This window comes from Cupriavidus sp. FW305-26 (assembly GCF_058787975.1).
Genome location: NZ_JBYTAH010000012.1, coordinates 27,116 through 44,597, shown reverse-complemented (window position 1 = coordinate 44,597; position 17,482 = coordinate 27,116). Strand labels below are relative to the sequence as shown.

Genomic DNA, 17,482 nt, shown 5'->3' with positions numbered 1-17,482 from the left:
TCTGATCCGATGCTGAGCACGCCGCGCCTGTCAGACTTCCGCGTCATGGTGGACACGAACGTGGACACTGCCGCGGACCGGGCGTGCCTGCATCTGCGCCCCGGCGGCGCGGGCAGGCGTGGCCTGCTGGCGCGGTGGTGGCTGGCACTGGTGCTGGCGCTCGCCTCGCTACTGTGGCTGCCGCCCGTCGCGCGCGCGCAGGTCATCGAGGCCACCGAGGCGCGCATCGAATTCCAGGACGGCGGCTTCGAGCTCGCCGCCAGCTTCGACTTCGACCTGCCGCCCGCGCTGGAAGACGCGTTGCACAAGGGCATCTCCCTCTATTTCGCGGTCGACTTCCAGCTCTCGCGCTCGCGCTGGTACTGGTTCGACGACAAGCCGGTCAACACCACCCGCAGCGTGCGCCTGTCGTACCAGCCGCTGACGCGCCAGTACCGTGTCTCCACCGGCGGCCTGCAGCTGCCGTTCACGCGCCTGAAGGGCGCGCTGCAGTTCATCCAGCGCGTGCGCGGCTGGCGCGTGTTCGAGCGCAATGTGGTCAAGCCGGGCGAGACCTACCACGCGGAAGTGCGCATGCGGCTGGACCTGTCGCAACTGCCCAAGCCGTTCCAGATCAACGCCGTCAACACGCGTGAATGGAACCTGGCCTCCGACTGGCGGCGCTTCGCCTATACGGTGCCGACGGACCTGAACGCAGCGCCCCCACCTCCGCTGCCCGCAGCGCCGCCGCCCGCGCCGGCCCCAGGCCCCGCATCGCCGGCGCTGCCGGCCTCGCCCGCCGTACCCGCGCCTGCGTCGGCGCCTGCCGCTGCCATTGACGCACGCGGCCTGACCATGCAGACGGTGTCGTACGGACTGTCGCCCGCACTGCTGCTGCAGCCCGCCTCGAGCCAGCCATGAGCAACTCGCTGTGGGACAGCCGGTTCCGGCGCGTGCTGTACCGCGTCGTGGCCGGGATCATCGTCTTCCTGGCACTGGTGCTGGTGGGCCTGCTGGCCGGCGCATCGGCCAACACCGAATTCTTCGATCGCTATTTCACGCTGCTGTTCAAAGTGAACCTGGTGATCGGCGCGCTGCTGGTGCTGATCGTGGGTGCGCTGGCGCTGACGCTGTGGCTGCGCTATCGCCGCGGCAAGTTCGGCACGCGGCTGATGACCAAGCTCGCCGTGTTCTTCGGCGTGGTGGGCGTGCTGCCCGGCGTGCTGATCTACCTGGTATCGCTGCAGTTCGTCTCGCGCAGCATCGAGTCCTGGTTCGACGTGCGCGTGGAAACCGCGCTCGAGGCGGGCCTGAACCTGGGCCGCTCCACCATCGACAGCTCGCTCGCCGACCTGCAGGTCAAGGCACGCCTGATGGCCGAGCAGCTCGCCGGCGCCTCCGGCGTGGCCACTTCGCTGCAGCTGAACCGGCTGCGCGAGCAGTATGGCGTCCAGGAAGCCGCCATCTTCACCGGCAGCGGCCGCGTGCTGGCCACGGCGTCCAGCAACTACGCGTCGCTGGTGCCGGACCTGCCTTCGGGCGTGCTGGCCGAACAGGCGCGGCTGGCCGGCGGCTACGCGGCGGTGGAGGGCGGCACCGACCCGTCGGGCGACGGCAGCCCGAGCCCCGAACGCGTCGACAGCAGCCACCTGTACCGGCTGCGCGTGATCATTCCGCTGGGCGCCAGTCCAACCGCGGCACAGGATGACGCCGCAGGCGGCAGCGCCCCGCGCGCGCTGGCCAAGCCGCCGCGCTGGGCCGGCTCCGGCCTGTCCGTGGAGCGCCGCCCGGAGGAATCGCCGTCGAGCGGCTTCGGCCTGGTCGGCGAGACCGTGCGCGAGGAACGCTACCTGCAGGTGCTGCACCCCGTGCCGGCGGTGCTCGCGCGCAATGCCGACGAGGTCCAGCGCGCGTACCAGGAATACCAGGAGAAAGCGCTGGGCCGCACCGGCCTGCGCAAGATGTATATCGGCACGCTGACGCTGACGCTGTTCCTGGCCGTGTTCATCGCGGTGATGCTGGCGCTGCTGCTGGGCGGGCAATTGGCGCGGCCGCTGCTGATGCTGCTGCAGGGGACCAAGGAAGTGGCCGAGGGCGACCTCTCACCCAAGCGCGAACTGAAAAGCCGCGACGAGCTCGGCATGCTCACGCAGCAGTTCAACCAGATGACGCGACAGCTGGCCGAGGCGCGGCTGGCGGTGGAAGAGAACCGCACCGCGCTCGAGCAATCGAAGGCCTACCTGGAAAGCGTGCTGCAGAACCTGACCGCCGGCGTGCTGGTGTTCGACCGCCGCTTTGTGCTGATTACCGCCAATCCGGGCGCGGAGCGCATCTTCCGCCAGCCGTTCGGCGCGGTGCTGGGCCTGCCGGTTGAGCAGATCCCTGGCATGGGGCCGTTCGGCGAGATCGTGCGCCAGGCCTTCTCGGACCAGAACACCAGCGAGGTGCTGGGCGGCGCCGAGCACTGGCAGAAGCAGATCGAGCTGCCGCAGGGCGAGGAACAGCCGCTTACGCTGCTGGTGCGCGGCGCACGCCTGCCCGGCTGCGAGCGCGATGAGCCCGGCTACGTGATCGTCTTCGACGATATCTCCGATGTGATTTCCGCTCAACGCTCGGTGGCCTGGGGCGAGGTGGCACGGCGCCTTGCGCACGAGATCAAGAACCCGCTGACGCCGATCCAGCTCTCGGCCGAGCGCCTGCAGATGAAGCTCTCGCCCAAGCTCGAAGGCACCGACGCCGATGTGCTCAAGCGTGGCGCGGCCACCATCGTCAACCAGGTGGCCGCGATGAAGCGCATGGTCGATGACTTCCGCGACTACGCGCGCACACCGCCCGCGGTGCTGCAGTCGCTGCAGCTCAACAGCCTGGTGGCGGAAGTGCTGCACCTGTATGGCATCGATGATCCCGCGGTGCACGAGCATCCGGTGATTCATCCGACGCTGGGCACCGCGCTGCCCGAGATCAAGGGCGATCCGACGCAGTTGCGCCAGGTCATCCACAACCTGCTGCAGAACGCACAGGATGCCGCCACCGAGAACGTCGCGGCCGGTAGGGCGGCGCCCCATATCACTCTGAACACCGAGACTGTAGAATACAAAGATTCTGCCGGCGAAAACCGGCAGGCCGTCAAGCTCACCATTGCGGACAATGGTCCCGGTTTTGCGCCACGAATCCTGAGCCGTGCGTTCGAGCCCTACGTGACCACGAAAGCCAAGGGCACGGGCCTGGGGCTCGCGATGGTAAAGAAGATCATTGACGAACACGGCGCGCGAATCGAGATGCGCAATCGCATGGAAGGTGCGGAGATCGTCGGTGCACAGATCTCGATCCTGTTCGTTAAACTGACATAGTCAACAATGGCGTCCGGTCCCGGAACGCTGCGGTGGGGTTAAGAGGGGAAGTATGGCAACGATCCTCGTAGTCGATGACGAAATGGGAATCCGGGAGCTGCTCTCGGAGATCCTCAGCGACGAAGGCCACGTGGTTGAACTCGCGGAGAACGCGCTGCAAGCGCGCGAATACCGCGCGGCGGGTACGCCCGACCTCGTGCTGCTCGATATCTGGATGCCCGATACCGATGGCGTGACCCTGCTCAAGGAATGGTCCGCGCAGGGACAGCTGACGATGCCCGTCATCATGATGTCGGGCCACGCCACCATCGACACGGCGGTCGAGGCGACCAAGATCGGCGCGCTCAATTTCCTTGAGAAGCCGATCGCACTGCAGAAGCTGCTGTCCGCGGTCGAGCAGGGCCTGGCCCGCGGCATCGAACGCCCGCGCAGCAGCTCGGCCACCACCACTGCCCCCGCCACGGTCCCGTCTGCCGAACCCGGTTCGTCAGACATCGTGCCCGAGGCCACTGCCGAGGCCGCCCCCAACGGCAGCCCCGCGCGCGTGCCCGAGGCCGAGATGCAGTTCTCCTTCGACATGCCGCTGCGCGAAGCGCGCGACCTGTTCGAGCGCGCCTACTTCGAATACCACCTGCTGCGCGAACACGGCAGCATGACCCGCGTGGCCGAGAAGACCGGGCTGGAGCGCACCCACCTGTACCGCAAGCTCAAGCAGCTCGGCGTCGAACTGGGCCGCAACAAGCCCGAGCCGGCCGAGCAATGAGGCTGTGACGCACATGACGCTTGACTGACCAAAAAAGTCCAGTTATAGTTTCCCTTCTTTGGCCCGGTAGCTCAGTCGGTAGAGCAGAGGATTGAAAATCCTTGTGTCGGCGGTTCGATTCCGTCCCAGGCCACCAGAACAAGAAAAGCCCGGCTCCCGCAAGAGCCGGGCTTTTTGCTTTGTGGCATCGCATAGGCAGATTTGTGTACAGGCAGCGCTGGGCCCTGTGAACCGGCGTTGGTAACCCGCCGCGAGGTACTGAACCATGTCGACGAAACGCAAAATCCATATCCCATCTGATGCCGAGGACAAGGCGCTGACGCTTGCCGCGCGCGCGGACGCGGACAACCCCCCGCTCACCGCCCGGGAACTGGCCCGCATGCGGCCGGCGCGGGAAATCCTGCCGAGACTGGTAGGGGATAAGATGGCCCTGGTCATGCTGCAGCCCCGCTGCCGGCGTGCTTGACCAACGCGCAACAGCCAACCCAGAAGTAAATATCTTCTACTTGGCAGCCGATATATGTATCTCTACGATGGCCTGACGCGCTGCCGCCCGGCGGCGCGGACCGAGCCGGCCAAGCCGCACCCATAACGCGGACAGCTGGTCCAGGGCTTACTTTCTTACCGGGGGGTCTGATGGATACGTTGATCGGGACAGACAACCGCTGGCCGCCGCAGACTGCGGGCGAAGAGCGCGGATTGTGGAAGAGCACCATGGCCGCGGCCAGCCACGCGCTGGGGGCGGCGGGGCGGGTGCAGCAGGCGGTCTCGCAGACGCTGAAGCTGCAGCACAAGATCCGCGCGCTGCGCGACGAGCTGCACCAGATGGAGGCCGAGCGCGACGTCTACCGCGAGCTGCATGCGCGCACGGTCGAGGAGCTGCACCAGGCGATCGACCGCAGCCCGGCAGAGATCCGGCGGCTGCGTGCGGAGACCGAGGCCATGCAGGTGCGCCACCGCGCCTACAAGCTGCTGGTGCAGCACTACATGCGCCTGGGCACGCCGATCGATCCCGGGGTCTTTGCCGAGCAGCGCAGCCGCGTGCAGCAGCACATCCTGTTCCAGCGCCGCAAGGGCATTCCGGTGGCACAGATCCGCGTCGAGGACATCGCGTTCCTGCTGCGCTGAGGCGCGCTGCAGCCGTCAAGCCATGCGCTTTGCCGCGATGGGCCAGGCTGCACTAACATGGCGGCAGCGATGCATCCCGCACTCGCATCCGACACTGCCAGGCCACCATGTTCGACATCCAGAACTACACCAGCTTCGTGCTCGCCATCCTGGTGTTCCAGCTGATCCCCGGCCCGGGCACGATCGCCATTCTCAACGCCACCGCGCGCAATGGCATGGCGGCCGGCATGGGCGCGGTCTGCGGCACGCTGCTGGGCGACCTTGTGTACATGCTCGCCGCGGTGGCGGGGCTGGCGGCGGTGATGCAGGCCAATCCGCTGCTGTTCCACGGCTTGCAATGGTTCGGTGCCGCGTACCTGTGCTGGATGGGGGTGCAGCTGCTGCGTACACGCTTTGCCGCGGACGCCGGCGTGCCCGAGCCGCGCAAGTCCACGCGCGTATACCTGCGCCAGGGCTTCACGGTGAGCCTGACCAACCCCAAGGTAGTGCTGTTCTTTGTCGCGTTCTTCCCGCTGTTCCTGCGCCCGGATGCGTCGCCGGCCACGCTGGCGGCGATGATGGCCCACGTCACGGTGCTCAGCCTTGCCTACCAGGCGGCGCTGGTGCTGGCGGGCAACGCGGTGGCCAGCCGGCTGCGGGCGCTGCCGTTCGCGCGCACGCTGGCAACGCGACTGGCCGGGATCGCGCTGGTCGGCTTCGGCCTGCGGCTGGCGGCCAGCAACCGGTAACGGCCCGCGGCCAGCGCCGCGATTCGATACCGCGCGTCTGCACACAACAAAGCGGCCACGCATTGACGCGCTCCGTGCACGAACGGAACACTGTCGCGTCCGCGCTCACCGCATGTGCGCGGGCTTGCTACTGAACCGCCACCGTTCGAGGCGTCGTCTCAGGCGACGTTGTCCATCTTGCCGCTGCACGTTTTCCTTACTGCCTTTGCCGCGATCTCGCGGTCGCTCTCGTATCCCGTTCGTTGCTCCGCTTTATCGCTGCCGCGCGCCGTCAACGGAGCGCAGCGATGAGTACGCTCGTACGCCGCCTGGTGGCCGAAGGCCTGGGCACGGCCCTGCTGGTGGCGATCGTGGTGGGCTCCGGCATCCGTGCCGAGCGCCTCGCCGCAGGCGACACCGCGCTGGCGCTGCTGGCCAATTCGCTGGCCACCGGGGCTGGGCTGGTGGCGCTGCTGGTGTCGCTGGGCCCGGTGTCGGGCGGCCATTTCAATCCGGTGGTGAGCCTGTCGGCGCTGCTGCAGGGCACGCTGCCGCCGCGCGATGCGCTGCGCTATGTGCTGGTGCAGGTGGCGGGCGGAGTCTGCGGCGTGCTGGCCGCCCATGCGATGTTCGGCGAGCCGGCGCTGGCCTGGTCGGCGCAGAGCCGCACCGGCGCGGCGATGTGGTGGAGCGAGTGCGTGGCCACCTTCGGCCTGGTCGGCGTGGGCATCGGCACGCTGCACAGCCGGCCGCAGCTGGTGCCGTTCGTGGTGGCAGGCTATATCACCGCGGGCTACTGGTTCACGTCGTCGACCTCGTTTGCCAACCCGGCGCTGACCATCGCCTGCGCGCTGACCGATACCTTCACCGGGATCCGGCCGCAAGACGTGCCGGGCTTCGTGCTGGCCCAGATCGGCGGCGGGCTGGCTGCCACGCTGCTGTTCCACTGGCTGTGCCGCAAACCCGCTGCGGCCGCCACGGCGCAGGCCGACTGGCGCGCTGCGCCCGCCAGCGCCCCTACCAGCGCCGATTGAGCTGCACGCCGAAGATCGAGCCGCTCGCCTGCGAGGCCCACGCGTCGGCCGGCGCAGTGTAGCCGATGCCGTCGACGTCGCTGGCACGGCTATAGGTGTAGAAGGCGCGCAGGTTGGCATTGCCGGCCGACTTGCCCAGCGTCAGCGTGGGCGCCACGGTCAGCGCGGTGCGCTGGCCGCTGACGCCGAAGCCGGACGAGATCTGGTCGTGCGAGACCTCGAAGTTCAGGCGGAACTGGTTGCTGGCCACGTAAGCAGGACGCAAGCGCGTGGTGGTCCACTGCAGCGTGCCGACCGGCGACCGGTCGAACTGCAGGCTTTGCTCCACCGCGCCGCTCAGCCCTGAACGGCCCCTCCATTCCATCGATTCCGCCACGCGCGTGCGCGACAGCGCCGGTCCCATGCCGGTGTAGCCGGTCATGGCGTTGCGCGATCCCGATCCGAACTGCACCCCGAACCGGTTGGTGCCGTACAGCACGCCTTTCTGCTCATGCAACGCAGACGCCCACCATGCACCGCCGGGGTCCTGCACCAGCGGCTGCGCCTCCACCCGCGTGAAGCCGAGCTGGATCGAACCCTGTTCGTTGGTGTTGATGGGCGCGGTGCGCAGCGAGTGGTAGCTGGGCAGGTTCTGGCCGTTCTGGTCGGCGCGCGCGGTGTACTGGTAGCTCAGGCCGATATCGCCGATCACCTTGGCGTTGTCGATGCCGAAGCGCATCGCCGTGGAATTGGGCGGCAGCAGGCCGGACGACAGCAGGAACGGCGCATTGTCGCGCCGGCCGGCCCACATGGTGGCGCCGTCCAGCACCGCCAGGCCGCTGACGGCGGTATAGAACTGCGGCACCAGGGCGTAGGGATCGATCGCCGCGGGGCGGCCATTGACCGTGGTGGCGTCGGTGCCGCGCGCCTGCGCGATCAGCATCACCTGCGCGCCGCCATCCAGGTCCAGCACCGATTCGCGGATCTTGACCTCGCCGGCGCTGCGGCAGGCCAGGCCGTTGCCGATGCCGGTGGAAAGTGCGCCGCCGGGGCAGGCGCGCATGGTGGCCGGGCGTTCCTCGGCCGCGGCGCGGCCGCTGTAGCCGAGGCGCCACACGGAATCCCCGGCGGGGTCGTCGGCGGGCAGCTGCGAGTGCAGTACCGGCGGGGCGTCCGGCGGTATGCCACCGGTGGTGCTGTCCGCCGGCTCGGCGGGCGCCTCGGCCTGGAACTGGCCGAGCCGGGGCGGGAACAGCACCAGTGGCGGCGGCGGCTGGGGTGGCGGTTCAGGCGGTCCGACGAAGCTCGGGTCGGCAGCGGAGCTGGTGCCGGCCAGGGTTGCCGGCGCGCTGCCGTCAGGCTGCACGCCGGGCTGGGCAGCCGGCTCGCCCGTGGTACCTGGCGCCGGTGCCGCTGGCACGGTCACGCTGGCCGCGGGTGCCGCTTCGCCGGCGATCAGCGCCGCCAGCGGATCCTCCGTGCTTGCCGTGGCCGGCGTGGCAGGCTCGGCGGCTTGCGCCGAACCAGCGGTCACCACCGGCGGCACCGCCGGGCGCGGTTCGATGCGGGGCGGCGGGGTGGTCGCGCTGGTCGTCGCATCCCCGGTCTGCGCGCACGCGACCAGGCCCCACGCGGCCAGCACGGCAAAACCGAGGCGGCGCAGGGGCAGGCCACCGCGTCCGGCAGGGCCGGGACAAAGCGGGATGGCGGGAATCCGACGAGAGACTGGCGGCAATTCGGACAGCAATTCAGTCAAGCAACATCGATGGCCGGAGCAGGCAAGGGCTCCGGAGGCGGGACTGTTTTTTATCAGCCGACCCATTTGACCGCAAGCCGGGTTACAAAATCCATCACACTGTGCGCCGTCTCACAATGCGAAAAACCCCCGGATATGTCGCGATTGACTAGCGAAAACCCGCACTTGCGCGATACCCCGTGGCGAAAGAGCCACCGCTATAATCGGCTGGCTTGTCTTTCGGGTAAGACAGCCCTTTGCCGTGGCCCGCGTCCGGCGCCAGGCATGCTGGGCACGCCGCCGTGCCCGTTCGCAACAGGCACAGCGTTGCGCAAGCCGCTGTACCCCGGCGGCTGGTGCGTCACGGTCCGGCGCGCGGCATCATGCAAGCCGCGAGCCTGCATCCGAATCAATATCTATAAGAGGAGAAGTGGAGATGGAACGTCGTTCCTTTCTGTTGAAAGCGTCGGCCGTGGCCGCCACCGGGGCACTGGCCGCGTGCGGCAAGGGTGAAGAGAAGGCTGCACCTGCCGCCGCCAGCGGGCCGGCAGCGCCGGCCGTGGTCGGCAGCAACCCGGCCGTGGAATGGCGCCTGGCCTCGAGCTTCCCCAAGTCGCTCGACACCATCTTCGGCGGTTCCGAACTGCTGTCGGCCCGCGTCAAGGAACTGACCGACGGCAAGTTCAACATCAAGGTCTTTGCCGCCGGTGAAATCGTGCCGGGCCTGCAGGTGCTGGACGCGGTGCAGAACAACACCGTGCAGATAGGCCACACCGCCGGCTACTACTACTTCGGCAAGAACCCGACGCTGTGCTTCGACACCACGGTGCCGTTCGGCCTGACCGCACGCCAGCAGAACGCCTGGATGATGCAGGGCAACGGCATGAAGCTGATGCGCGAGTTCTTCAAGGAATACAACGTCGTCAATTTCCTGGGCGGCAACACCAATGCACAGATGGGCGGCTGGTTCCGCAAGGAAATCAAGACCGTGGCCGACCTGCAGGGCCTGAAGTACCGCATCGCCGGCTTTGCCGGCGTGGTGCTGTCGCGCCTGGGCGTGGTGCCGCAGCAGATCGCCGGCGGCGACATCTACCCTGCGCTGGAAAAGGGCACCATCGATGCAGCCGAGTGGGTGGGCCCGTACGATGACGAGAAGCTGGGCTTCTACAAGGTGGCGCCGTACTACTACTACCCGGGCTGGTGGGAAGGCAGCGCGCAGCTGTCGTTCTACGCCTCGGCCACCGAGTACGAGAAGCTGCCGGCGCTGTACAAGCGCGCGCTGGAAACCGCCACCATCGAGGCGCACACCAACATGATGGCCAAGTACGACACGGTCAACCCGCAGGCGCTGGCCCGCCTGCTGGAAAACGGCGTCAAGCTGCGCCCGTTCTCCAAGGAGATCATGGAGGCCTGCTTCAAGGCGACCCAGGAATCCTACGCCGACGAAACCGCCAAGAACCCGTCGTTCAAGAAGATCTACGACGACTGGCGCGTGTTCCGCAACAACCAGGCCGCCTGGTTCAACGTGGCCGAGCAGGGCTTCGCGCAGTTCAGCTTCGCGCGCAAGCTGTAAGCGGCACACTGCCCCGGGCCGCACGGGGCTTGCCGCAAACCCCATGTTCCCTCGGGAGCATGGGGTTTTTTGTTGGCCACGGCAGGCGGGCGCCCGCCGGGCGGGGATCGCGCGGCGCCGGTAGAATCGCCGGCATCTACCGGAAATCCCTATGCAACTCGGCATTCTCTACGCCCTCCTGGCCTACATCATCTGGGGGCTGCTCCCGCTCTATATCAAATCGCTGCCCGGCATTGCGCCGCTGGAGATCCTGCTGCACCGGATGGTGTGGTCGCTGGTATTCCTCGGCCTGATCCTGACCTGGCGGCACCAGTGGGCGTGGCTCGGCCGGGTGCTCAGGGACCGGCGCCTGCTGCTGTCGTTCGGCGCCAGCGCGGCGCTGCTGTGCGCCAACTGGTTCCTCTACATCTGGGCGGTGTCGGCCAACCGCGTGGTCGATGCCAGCCTGGGCTACTTCATCAACCCGCTGTTCAGCGTGCTGCTGGGCGTGGTCTTCCTGCACGAGCGGCTGCGCCTGGTGCAATGGCTGTCGATCGCGGTAGCCGCGGCCGGTGTGGCCTGGCTGACGGTGGCGGCAGGCCAGCTGCCGTGGATCGCGCTGGGGCTGGCGGCCAGCTTCGGCGGCTATGGCCTGCTGCGCAAGACCGGCGCGCTGGGTGCGCTGGAAGGGCTGTCGCTGGAGACGCTGCTGCTGTTCCCGCTGGCCGCGGCGGCACTGGCCTGGCTGTTCGCGACCGGCCAGGACAGCTTCACCCACGCAGCGCCGGGTACGCAGTGGCTGCTGCTGCTGGCCGGGCCGGTCACGGCGGTGCCGCTGCTGTTCTTTGCGGCCGGCGCGCGGCGCATTCCGCTGTCGTTGCTGGGCCTGCTGCAGTACACCGGGCCGACGCTGCAGCTGCTGCTGGGCGTGTGGCTGTGGAACGAGCCGTTCCCGGCGCAGAAGCAGGTCGGCTACGCGCTGATCTGGCTATCGCTGGCCTTGTATGCAGCCGAGGGGCTATGGATGAATACGCGGCAGAAGCCCGCTATCATCCAGTCGATCAATGAAACCAACTAGAAATCAACTCATTTCATTTGTCACACGCATAACTGATACGGTGCCTGGCCACCATGTCTGCCCCGCCTGATGCCACCCCCGCAGTCCAGCGCAAGATCATCCATTGCGACTGCGACTGTTTCTACGCCTCGGTCGAGATGCGCGACGACCCCTCGCTGCGCGGCCGCCCGATGGCCGTGGGCGGCTCGCCCGACCGGCGCGGGGTGATTGCCACCTGCAACTATGAAGCGCGCGCCTTTGGCGTGCGTTCGGCGATGCCGTCGGCGCAGGCGCTCAAGCGTTGCCCGGACCTGCTGATCGTGCGCCCGGCGATGGACAAGTACCGCGAGGTCTCGCGCCGGATCTTCGCGATCTATCGCGAATACACCACGCTGGTCGAACCGCTGTCGCTGGACGAAGCCTACCTGGACGTGAGCCTTTGCACCCGCCACGCCGGCAGCGCCACCCGCATCGCCGAGGAAATCCGCCAGCGTGTGCGCGATGAAGTGGGCGTGACGGTATCGGCCGGGGTGGGGCCGAGCAAGTTCGTGGCCAAGATCGCCAGCGACTGGAACAAGCCCGACGGGCTGTTCGTGGTCAAGCCGGCGGCGGTCGATGGCTTTGTCGCCGCGCTGCCGGTGGAACGCATCCACGGCGTAGGCAAGGTCACCGCGGCCAAGCTGCGGCGCCTGGGTGCCGGGACCTGCGGCGACCTGCGGCCGTGGTCGCCGGACCGGCTGCACCGCGAGTTCGGCGTCTTCGGGGCGCGGCTCTACAAGCTGTGCCGCGGGGTCGACGAGCGCGAGGTCACGCCCGAGCGCGAGCGCAAGTCGATCAGCGTGGAAGAGACCTATGCCGACGACCTGCCCGACCTGCAGGCCTGCATGGCCGAGCTGGAACCGCTCATCGCCATGCTGGAAGCCCGCATTGAGCGGGCTCAGGCACACGACACCATCGACAAGCTGACCGTGAAGCTGCGCTTCTCTGACTTCCGCCAGACCACGGTGGAATGCCGCGGCCACGCGCCGGACCGCACCGTCTACGCGCGCCTGCTGGCTGAGGGCCATGCGCGCCGGGGCTTGCCAGTGCGGCTGCTGGGGGTGGGGGTAGGGACCAGCGACCGGGATACGTCGCAGCTGGAACTGTTCGACTGAGCGCAGGATTATTCGAGCGAATAATCAACGCACCTTAAATAATGGTGTATTGATAAATCGCATCAATAGCCAAGCTATTGCAGGTCGTTGCGCATCACCAGCAGCCACGGCATATGCGAATTGGTGACGCCGTCGAGCCGGCCCGAATCGCCCAGCTCGATCTCCTCCATCGACACCGACTGCTGGACATTGCCGCCGATGGCACGCACCACGCGCGTGGCCGGATCCACGCCGACCACGATGTCGCAGTGCATAGGGGTGGTGCCGAAGCCGATTTCGGCGATGTCCTCCAGATAGCGGTCGCGTCCGCGCCCGGCGCAGATGATGTCGCCGGGCCGGGGCATGGCGGGGACGGGCTCGATATGGAAGGCTGGCCTGGGCAGGATGCCGTCGCGGGCATCGACCACGTACATCGAGTGCGACTGCCCGGTCAGGAACTGGCGCTCGTCCAGCCCCGCCTTGCGCAGCACCCATGAGATAAACACCGCCGACCAGGCCCAGGATCCCTGCGTCACCTGCCGGCAGCCGGGCGCTTCGCCGACGATGCCCCAGTAGCGGCGCGCCAGCGAGCAGCCCAGGGGCGTGGCTTCCATGCCGGTGCCGTCCGGAAAGGACAGGCAGCTGGCGGCCGGTGGCGGATTGCCGTTGGTCTTGGATTCGGTATCGGTGGTGGCGGCAGCGGGTGCCCCGGCCTCCGCGGGGGACGGTGGCTGGGCCTCCGGGATCTCTGGCAGTGGCGCAGGCAGTTCCGGTGCGGGCACCGGGCTGTAGGTGACGCAGGAGGTGTCGTCCCGGCCCAGCCGCACCACCTGCCCGCCCCAGCGGGCCCATTCCTGCGTGGCGATCTCGACGATGCGTTCGCGCGGCGTGGCGCCCGGGCGCGTCACCGGCCTTTCGGTGTCGGGCAGCGCGCGCGCCTGCGGCCGCACCGGCTCGCTGACGGTGGTGCAGGCACTCAGCAGTGCCAGCGCCACGGCAACACAGGCCGCGCGCATGGTGCCTGCAGCCTGTGGAGAAAGCTGTGGAACCGGCTGTGGAAAGCGCTGTGCATAACGCTGTGGAGATCTGCGGCGCGGCGGACGGGCAAGCATGGAGGCCCCATGTGGCACGGCACCCGGTCCGGCCTGTCACGGCCACGGCTGGACGCCTGTTGGAAGACTTCGCGCGCGATCGCTCCGGCGACGGATTCAGCGATGCGGCGGATACTGCAGAAAATCAGCTTACCGCTGTGGATAACGTCCCCCGCCTGGCGCTCGCCTGCGCCCTCGGGCACCGGGCGGCGGCATGGCGGGGTCTGACAATTCGGGCCCTGCAGTGCAGCCCGTCAGGCTCACTGGTTGACAGCGTCCTTGAACTTCTGGCCAGCCTTGAACTTCACGGTCTTGGCTGCTTCGACCTTGATTTCTTCGCCGGTACGCGGGTTGCGCGCCATGCGCTCGCCACGCTCGCCCTTGCTGAACGTGCCAAAGCCGATGAGGCTCAGCGTTTCGCCCTTGGCCACGGCGTCCATGATGGCCGACAGGGTCACGTTCAGTGCCTGTTCCGCCTTGGACTTGGTCAGACCGTCCACCCCGGCTGCGATAGCGTCGATCAGTTCGGTTTTCGTCATGCTTCACTCCGTATCGAGTTGATAAAACACAGGCGTCCGCATGCCGGGCGGCCTGACTGGCACCGCTCCGGCAAAGACACCGCGGGCCACATGATACCGTGTCGGACAAGGCGCACCGGGAACAGATTGTTACCTGGCAGGTTCCGCGAGGCCGCGCCAGGCTGGGCTTCGCGGCAAATCGACGCAGCTGGGTACAGCCATCGCAAGCCGCGGAAGGTGACGAAAGCGTCCTAAGCTGACAGGCAGGGCCCCCAGGTCGCGCAGGCGAGATAGCGGGCGGGCCGCGTACCTAGCCTCTCACCCATCCCTCGCCAGAGGCCCTCAGAGGCCCTCTGCGCACGCGCAGGCGCATTGGACAGGGCTGGAGAGCGAGTGACGGCCAGAAACGCTTGCAGGCGCTCTGGCAGCCTCGGAGGCGCAGACTGCACTATGTTGCATGTTGTCGGATCATTGGGCTGGCGGCGAACCGAGCCGCTATTCGGCGCATGCATGGCACCTTGCCGGGGCGGTTTACGGGCCAGCTCCAGATCCTGCGGGCGGCGTATACGCGCAAGTCGGTGTGGTTGGGCGTATACGCCCGAGGTATACGCCGAATCTTCAAATCCAAAACCACAAAGCTTCGCGCTATCGCGACGTTTACAGTCCCGGCCATTTGGATGACGCCTTGGGGGCATTCTTTTGCTGACGCCGTTGGTTCGTTCTTTCGGTTTACCTTTTTCTTTCATGTATACAAATAGTAGTAGTAAGTAAACACCCGCCCCCGCTGTGGAAAACCACGTAAACGTCTTTCGGTTCAACGGTTTACGTAAACGAGAAGTGGTCGTATCCAATGTTGGTCGAGGTGGATGACTCAGCCATCCGGAGGAGGCCAGTGCCGCAAGCCCTCCGACTTATGCCTGAGGCATCCCCATGCCAGCCCCAGGCAGCCCACATCCAATCCGCGTGCTTGTCCACAGTTCGAGGCGGGGTTATCCACACGCGGGGACGTAAACGGGCGTCGCGGCTGAGGCGGAAATGGGGTGCCGTATACGTGTCAATCGCAACCAGGGCGTATACGGTGAGGTCGCCGGAAAGGGGGGTTACGTATACGTGTCACGGTTGCACCGGTATCATCCCCGATCGCGCCGGAACGGCCGGCACAGCGGGCCACTCAGGCAAACAGGCGACGAGCACGGAAAGGCAAATGGCGGACAAGGCAAAGCGCAAGGCAGCGGACGAGGGCAAGAAGAAGACGGCGAGCGACCGGATCGAGGTGCGCCAGTCAGGCGTGCACGGCAAGGGCGTCTATGCGATCGGCCAGATCGCCGAAGGCGAACGCGTGATCGAGTACAAGGGCGAGCACATTTCGTGGAAGAAGGCGCTGGAGCGCCATCCGCACGATCCCAGCGATCCCAACCACACTTTCTACTTCAGCCTGGACGACGGCAGCGTCATCGACGCCAAGTACGGCGGCAACCGCGCGCGCTGGATCAACCACGCCTGCGAACCCAACTGCGAAGCGCGCGAGAAAAAGGGCCGCGTCTTCATCCACGCGCTGCGCGACATTGCCGAGGGCGAGGAGTTGTTCTACGATTACGGCCTGGTCATCGACGCGCGCTATACCGCCAAGCTGAAGAAGGAGTTCGAGTGCCGCTGCGGCAGCCCGCAATGCCGCGGCACCATGCTGGCACCGAAAGAAAAGAAGAAGAAGGCCAAGTAAGGCGCGCGTCCCAACCCGCGCCTCCGCCAGCGCAGCGGCGGGTTCAGGCCACCGATCCTGGCGGTTCGCAGGGGATCCGGATCACGAAGCGCATGGTCGGCCGCCGTTCGGGCGCGCCGTCCGCGGCCGGGGTATCGCCGGCCGCACCTGGAACCGGCGGCACGTCCTCGATGCGGATGGTGCCCTGGTGCAGCGTCACGATCTCATGGACGATGGCCAGCCCCAGCCCGGCGCCGCCGCTATGGGCCGCCCGCCCGCCGCCCGGCTCAGGGGCGCGGTCGCCGCGGAAGAAGCGCTTGAAGACTTCCTCGCGCCGCTGCGGCGGGATGCCGGGGCCGTTGTCTTCCACCATCACCACCGCCATGCCGCGGTGACCCATGGCCTCGCCGCCGGCGCGCACCGTGATGCGCCCGCCCGCGGGCACGTACTTCACCGCGTTGTCGATCAGGTTGGACAGGGCCTCGCGCATCAGCAGCCGGTTGCCGCGCACCACCGCGGGCGCGCTGCCGGTGAAGGTGGGGCCGGGCAGGATCTCGAAGCCCAGGTCGATGCGTTGCGCCAGCGCCTGCGGCACCCACTCGGCGCCGATCTCGAAGGCCAGCTCGGCCAGGTCGAAGTGTTCCACCGGCCCGAGACGCTCCAGCGACAGCCCCGGCTCGGCGCGCGCCAGCGACAGCAACTGGTTGGACAGCCGCACCGCGCGGTCGGCGGCGGTCTGCACCTCGCGCAGCGCATGCCGGGCAACTTCCAGCGAATCGGCTTCCTGGGCCCGGTCGGCATGCAGCTTGACCGCGGTCAGCGGGGTGCGCAGCTGGTGCGCGGCATCGGCAATGAACTTGCGTTGCGCGTCGAGCGCGTCGCGCAGCCGCGCCAGCAGTGCATTGAGGCCGCGGATCAGCGGCGCCACCTCGGCCGGCACCTGGGTCTCGTCGAGCGCGGCGAGTGAGCGGGCAGTCTGCCGGTTGAGCTTGTCGGCCAGGATCTGCAGCGGCACCAGCTCTTCCTTGAGCACGTGCGACAGGATCAGGCTGCCGACCAGCAGCAGCAGGATCAGCGGCACCGACACCGACAGCAGGATCTCGTTGGCGGCGGTCTCGCGCCGGTCCAGCAGCTCCGCCACCTCCACCACGATCGGCCCGCGCGCGGGTTTGCCGGCCTCGCTGGTGCCGAGTTCGTCCACTGCGGCGCTGGGCAGCATCACCGGCAGCCGCACCGCGCGCACCTGGCGCCCGCTGAACCAGGCGTAGAACAGGCGCGCATCGTGCAGCGTGGTCTGGCCGGTGCCGTAGCCCAGCCAGGTGTCCATGCCGCCGATCAGCCCGTCGGGGCCATGGATGCGCCAGTAGATGCGGTCGGTGCCCTCGGCCTCGACCAGCGTCTGCGCGATCATCGGGATGTCGTGCTCCAGGCGCGGGCCGGCAATGCGGATCTGCTGGGCGATGTTGTTGGCCACGCCATACAGCGCGCGGTCGAACACCTGCGTGGTGTAGTGCGCCGCCAGCCAGTACGACAGCGAGCCGCTGGTCAGCACCAGTGCAAACAGCGGCGTGGCCAGAGCGCGCAGCAGGTGCGCGCGCAGGCTGATGTTGGAGCCGGGGCGGGACGCCTGGCGCGTCGCCGCGGGGGTGTCGCCGGCGGCGTCAGCGGTGGCGGAGGCCGGGGGCACGTTCCGCGTTGCGATGCGGGAGGCCGTGCGCCAGGAAACCCGGGAGGAGGTGCGGGAGCGAGGCCACATT

General features: G+C 67.7%; 15 protein-coding genes and 1 tRNA gene. 12 read left to right on the top strand and 4 right to left on the bottom strand.

The window, feature by feature from the left end; translation table 11 throughout:
- Positions 1 to 9: 9 nt before the first annotated feature.
- The 8 genes from AC3WQZ_RS09745 (at position 10) to AC3WQZ_RS09710 (ending at position 6,961) form a co-directional block, all read left to right on the top strand.
- On the top strand, positions 10 to 900 hold the full coding sequence (locus AC3WQZ_RS09745) for a DUF4390 domain-containing protein (RefSeq protein WP_011616262.1): 891 nt from the start codon (positions 10 to 12) through the stop codon (positions 898 to 900).
- Positions 897 to 3,329, top strand: a complete 2,433-nt coding sequence (locus AC3WQZ_RS09740) for a sensor histidine kinase (protein ID WP_492300424.1) — start codon at positions 897 to 899, stop codon at positions 3,327 to 3,329. Before AC3WQZ_RS09745 ends, AC3WQZ_RS09740 begins: the two co-directional genes overlap by 4 nt.
- A 52-nt stretch (positions 3,330 to 3,381) precedes the next feature.
- Positions 3,382 to 4,092 (top strand): response regulator, encoded by a 711-nt coding sequence (locus AC3WQZ_RS09735; protein WP_010811319.1) that lies wholly within the window; start codon positions 3,382 to 3,384, stop codon positions 4,090 to 4,092.
- Positions 4,093 to 4,152: 60 nt separating this feature from the next.
- Positions 4,153 to 4,228, top strand: a tRNA-Phe gene (locus tag AC3WQZ_RS09730).
- A 129-nt stretch (positions 4,229 to 4,357) separates the two neighbouring features.
- The gene (locus AC3WQZ_RS09725; RefSeq protein WP_010811318.1) at positions 4,358 to 4,558 is read left to right on the top strand and encodes a hypothetical protein; all 201 of its coding nucleotides are present in this window, start codon (positions 4,358 to 4,360) and stop codon (positions 4,556 to 4,558) included.
- 170 nt (positions 4,559 to 4,728) lie between these two features.
- Positions 4,729 to 5,220, top strand: coding sequence for a hypothetical protein (locus tag AC3WQZ_RS09720; RefSeq protein WP_011616259.1), 492 nt, complete (start codon positions 4,729 to 4,731; stop codon positions 5,218 to 5,220).
- A 107-nt stretch (positions 5,221 to 5,327) separates the two neighbouring features.
- Entirely contained in the window at positions 5,328 to 5,948 is a 621-nt protein-coding gene (locus AC3WQZ_RS09715; RefSeq protein ID WP_010811316.1) for a LysE family translocator, read from the top strand.
- A gap of 287 nt (positions 5,949 to 6,235) precedes the next feature.
- Positions 6,236 to 6,961: an aquaporin gene (locus tag AC3WQZ_RS09710; RefSeq protein ID WP_492300422.1), complete on the top strand. Its 726-nt coding sequence runs from the start codon at positions 6,236 to 6,238 to the stop codon at positions 6,959 to 6,961.
- Here the strand turns inward: AC3WQZ_RS09710 and AC3WQZ_RS09705 are convergent.
- A complete protein-coding gene (locus tag AC3WQZ_RS09705) occupies positions 6,945 to 8,762 on the bottom strand; it encodes a carbohydrate porin (protein ID WP_454750766.1) in 1,818 nt (605 codons plus the stop codon). The two genes, AC3WQZ_RS09710 and AC3WQZ_RS09705, sit on opposite strands and share 17 nt — an antisense overlap.
- 349 nt (positions 8,763 to 9,111) lie before the next feature.
- On the opposite strand from AC3WQZ_RS09705, the gene AC3WQZ_RS09700 reads away from it, so the two are divergent.
- From AC3WQZ_RS09700 to dinB, 3 genes are all read left to right on the top strand, one after another.
- Positions 9,112 to 10,248, top strand: a complete 1,137-nt coding sequence (locus AC3WQZ_RS09700) for a TRAP transporter substrate-binding protein (RefSeq protein WP_010811313.1) — start codon at positions 9,112 to 9,114, stop codon at positions 10,246 to 10,248.
- Positions 10,249 to 10,399: 151 nt separating this feature from the next.
- The gene (rarD, locus tag AC3WQZ_RS09695; protein WP_010811312.1) at positions 10,400 to 11,305 is read left to right on the top strand and encodes an EamA family transporter RarD; all 906 of its coding nucleotides are present in this window, start codon (positions 10,400 to 10,402) and stop codon (positions 11,303 to 11,305) included.
- Positions 11,306 to 11,358: 53 nt separating this feature from the next.
- Positions 11,359 to 12,438 carry a DNA polymerase IV gene (gene dinB / locus AC3WQZ_RS09690; protein ID WP_010811311.1) on the top strand — a complete coding sequence of 360 codons (1,080 nt, stop codon included), beginning with the start codon at positions 11,359 to 11,361 and terminating at the stop codon, positions 12,436 to 12,438.
- Between the two features lie 74 nt (positions 12,439 to 12,512).
- Here dinB and AC3WQZ_RS09685 read toward each other — a convergent pair whose 3' ends face one another.
- Both AC3WQZ_RS09685 and AC3WQZ_RS09680 read right to left on the bottom strand, forming a co-directional pair.
- Entirely contained in the window at positions 12,513 to 13,529 is a 1,017-nt protein-coding gene (locus tag AC3WQZ_RS09685; RefSeq protein WP_011616254.1) for a DUF2272 domain-containing protein, read from the bottom strand.
- 239 nt (positions 13,530 to 13,768) lie between these two features.
- The gene (locus AC3WQZ_RS09680; RefSeq protein ID WP_010811309.1) at positions 13,769 to 14,047 is read right to left on the bottom strand and encodes an HU family DNA-binding protein; all 279 of its coding nucleotides are present in this window, start codon (positions 14,045 to 14,047) and stop codon (positions 13,769 to 13,771) included.
- 1,183 nt (positions 14,048 to 15,230) lie between these two features.
- Here AC3WQZ_RS09680 and AC3WQZ_RS09675 point away from each other — a divergent pair.
- On the top strand, positions 15,231 to 15,746 hold the full coding sequence (locus AC3WQZ_RS09675; RefSeq protein WP_010811308.1) for an SET domain-containing protein: 516 nt from the start codon (positions 15,231 to 15,233) through the stop codon (positions 15,744 to 15,746).
- Between the two features lie 43 nt (positions 15,747 to 15,789).
- On the opposite strand, the gene AC3WQZ_RS09670 is transcribed toward AC3WQZ_RS09675, so the two are convergent.
- Complete coding sequence (locus AC3WQZ_RS09670; RefSeq protein ID WP_010811307.1) at positions 15,790 to 17,412, bottom strand: sensor histidine kinase; 1,623 nt, start codon at positions 17,410 to 17,412, stop codon at positions 15,790 to 15,792.
- Positions 17,413 to 17,482 lie beyond the last annotated feature (70 nt).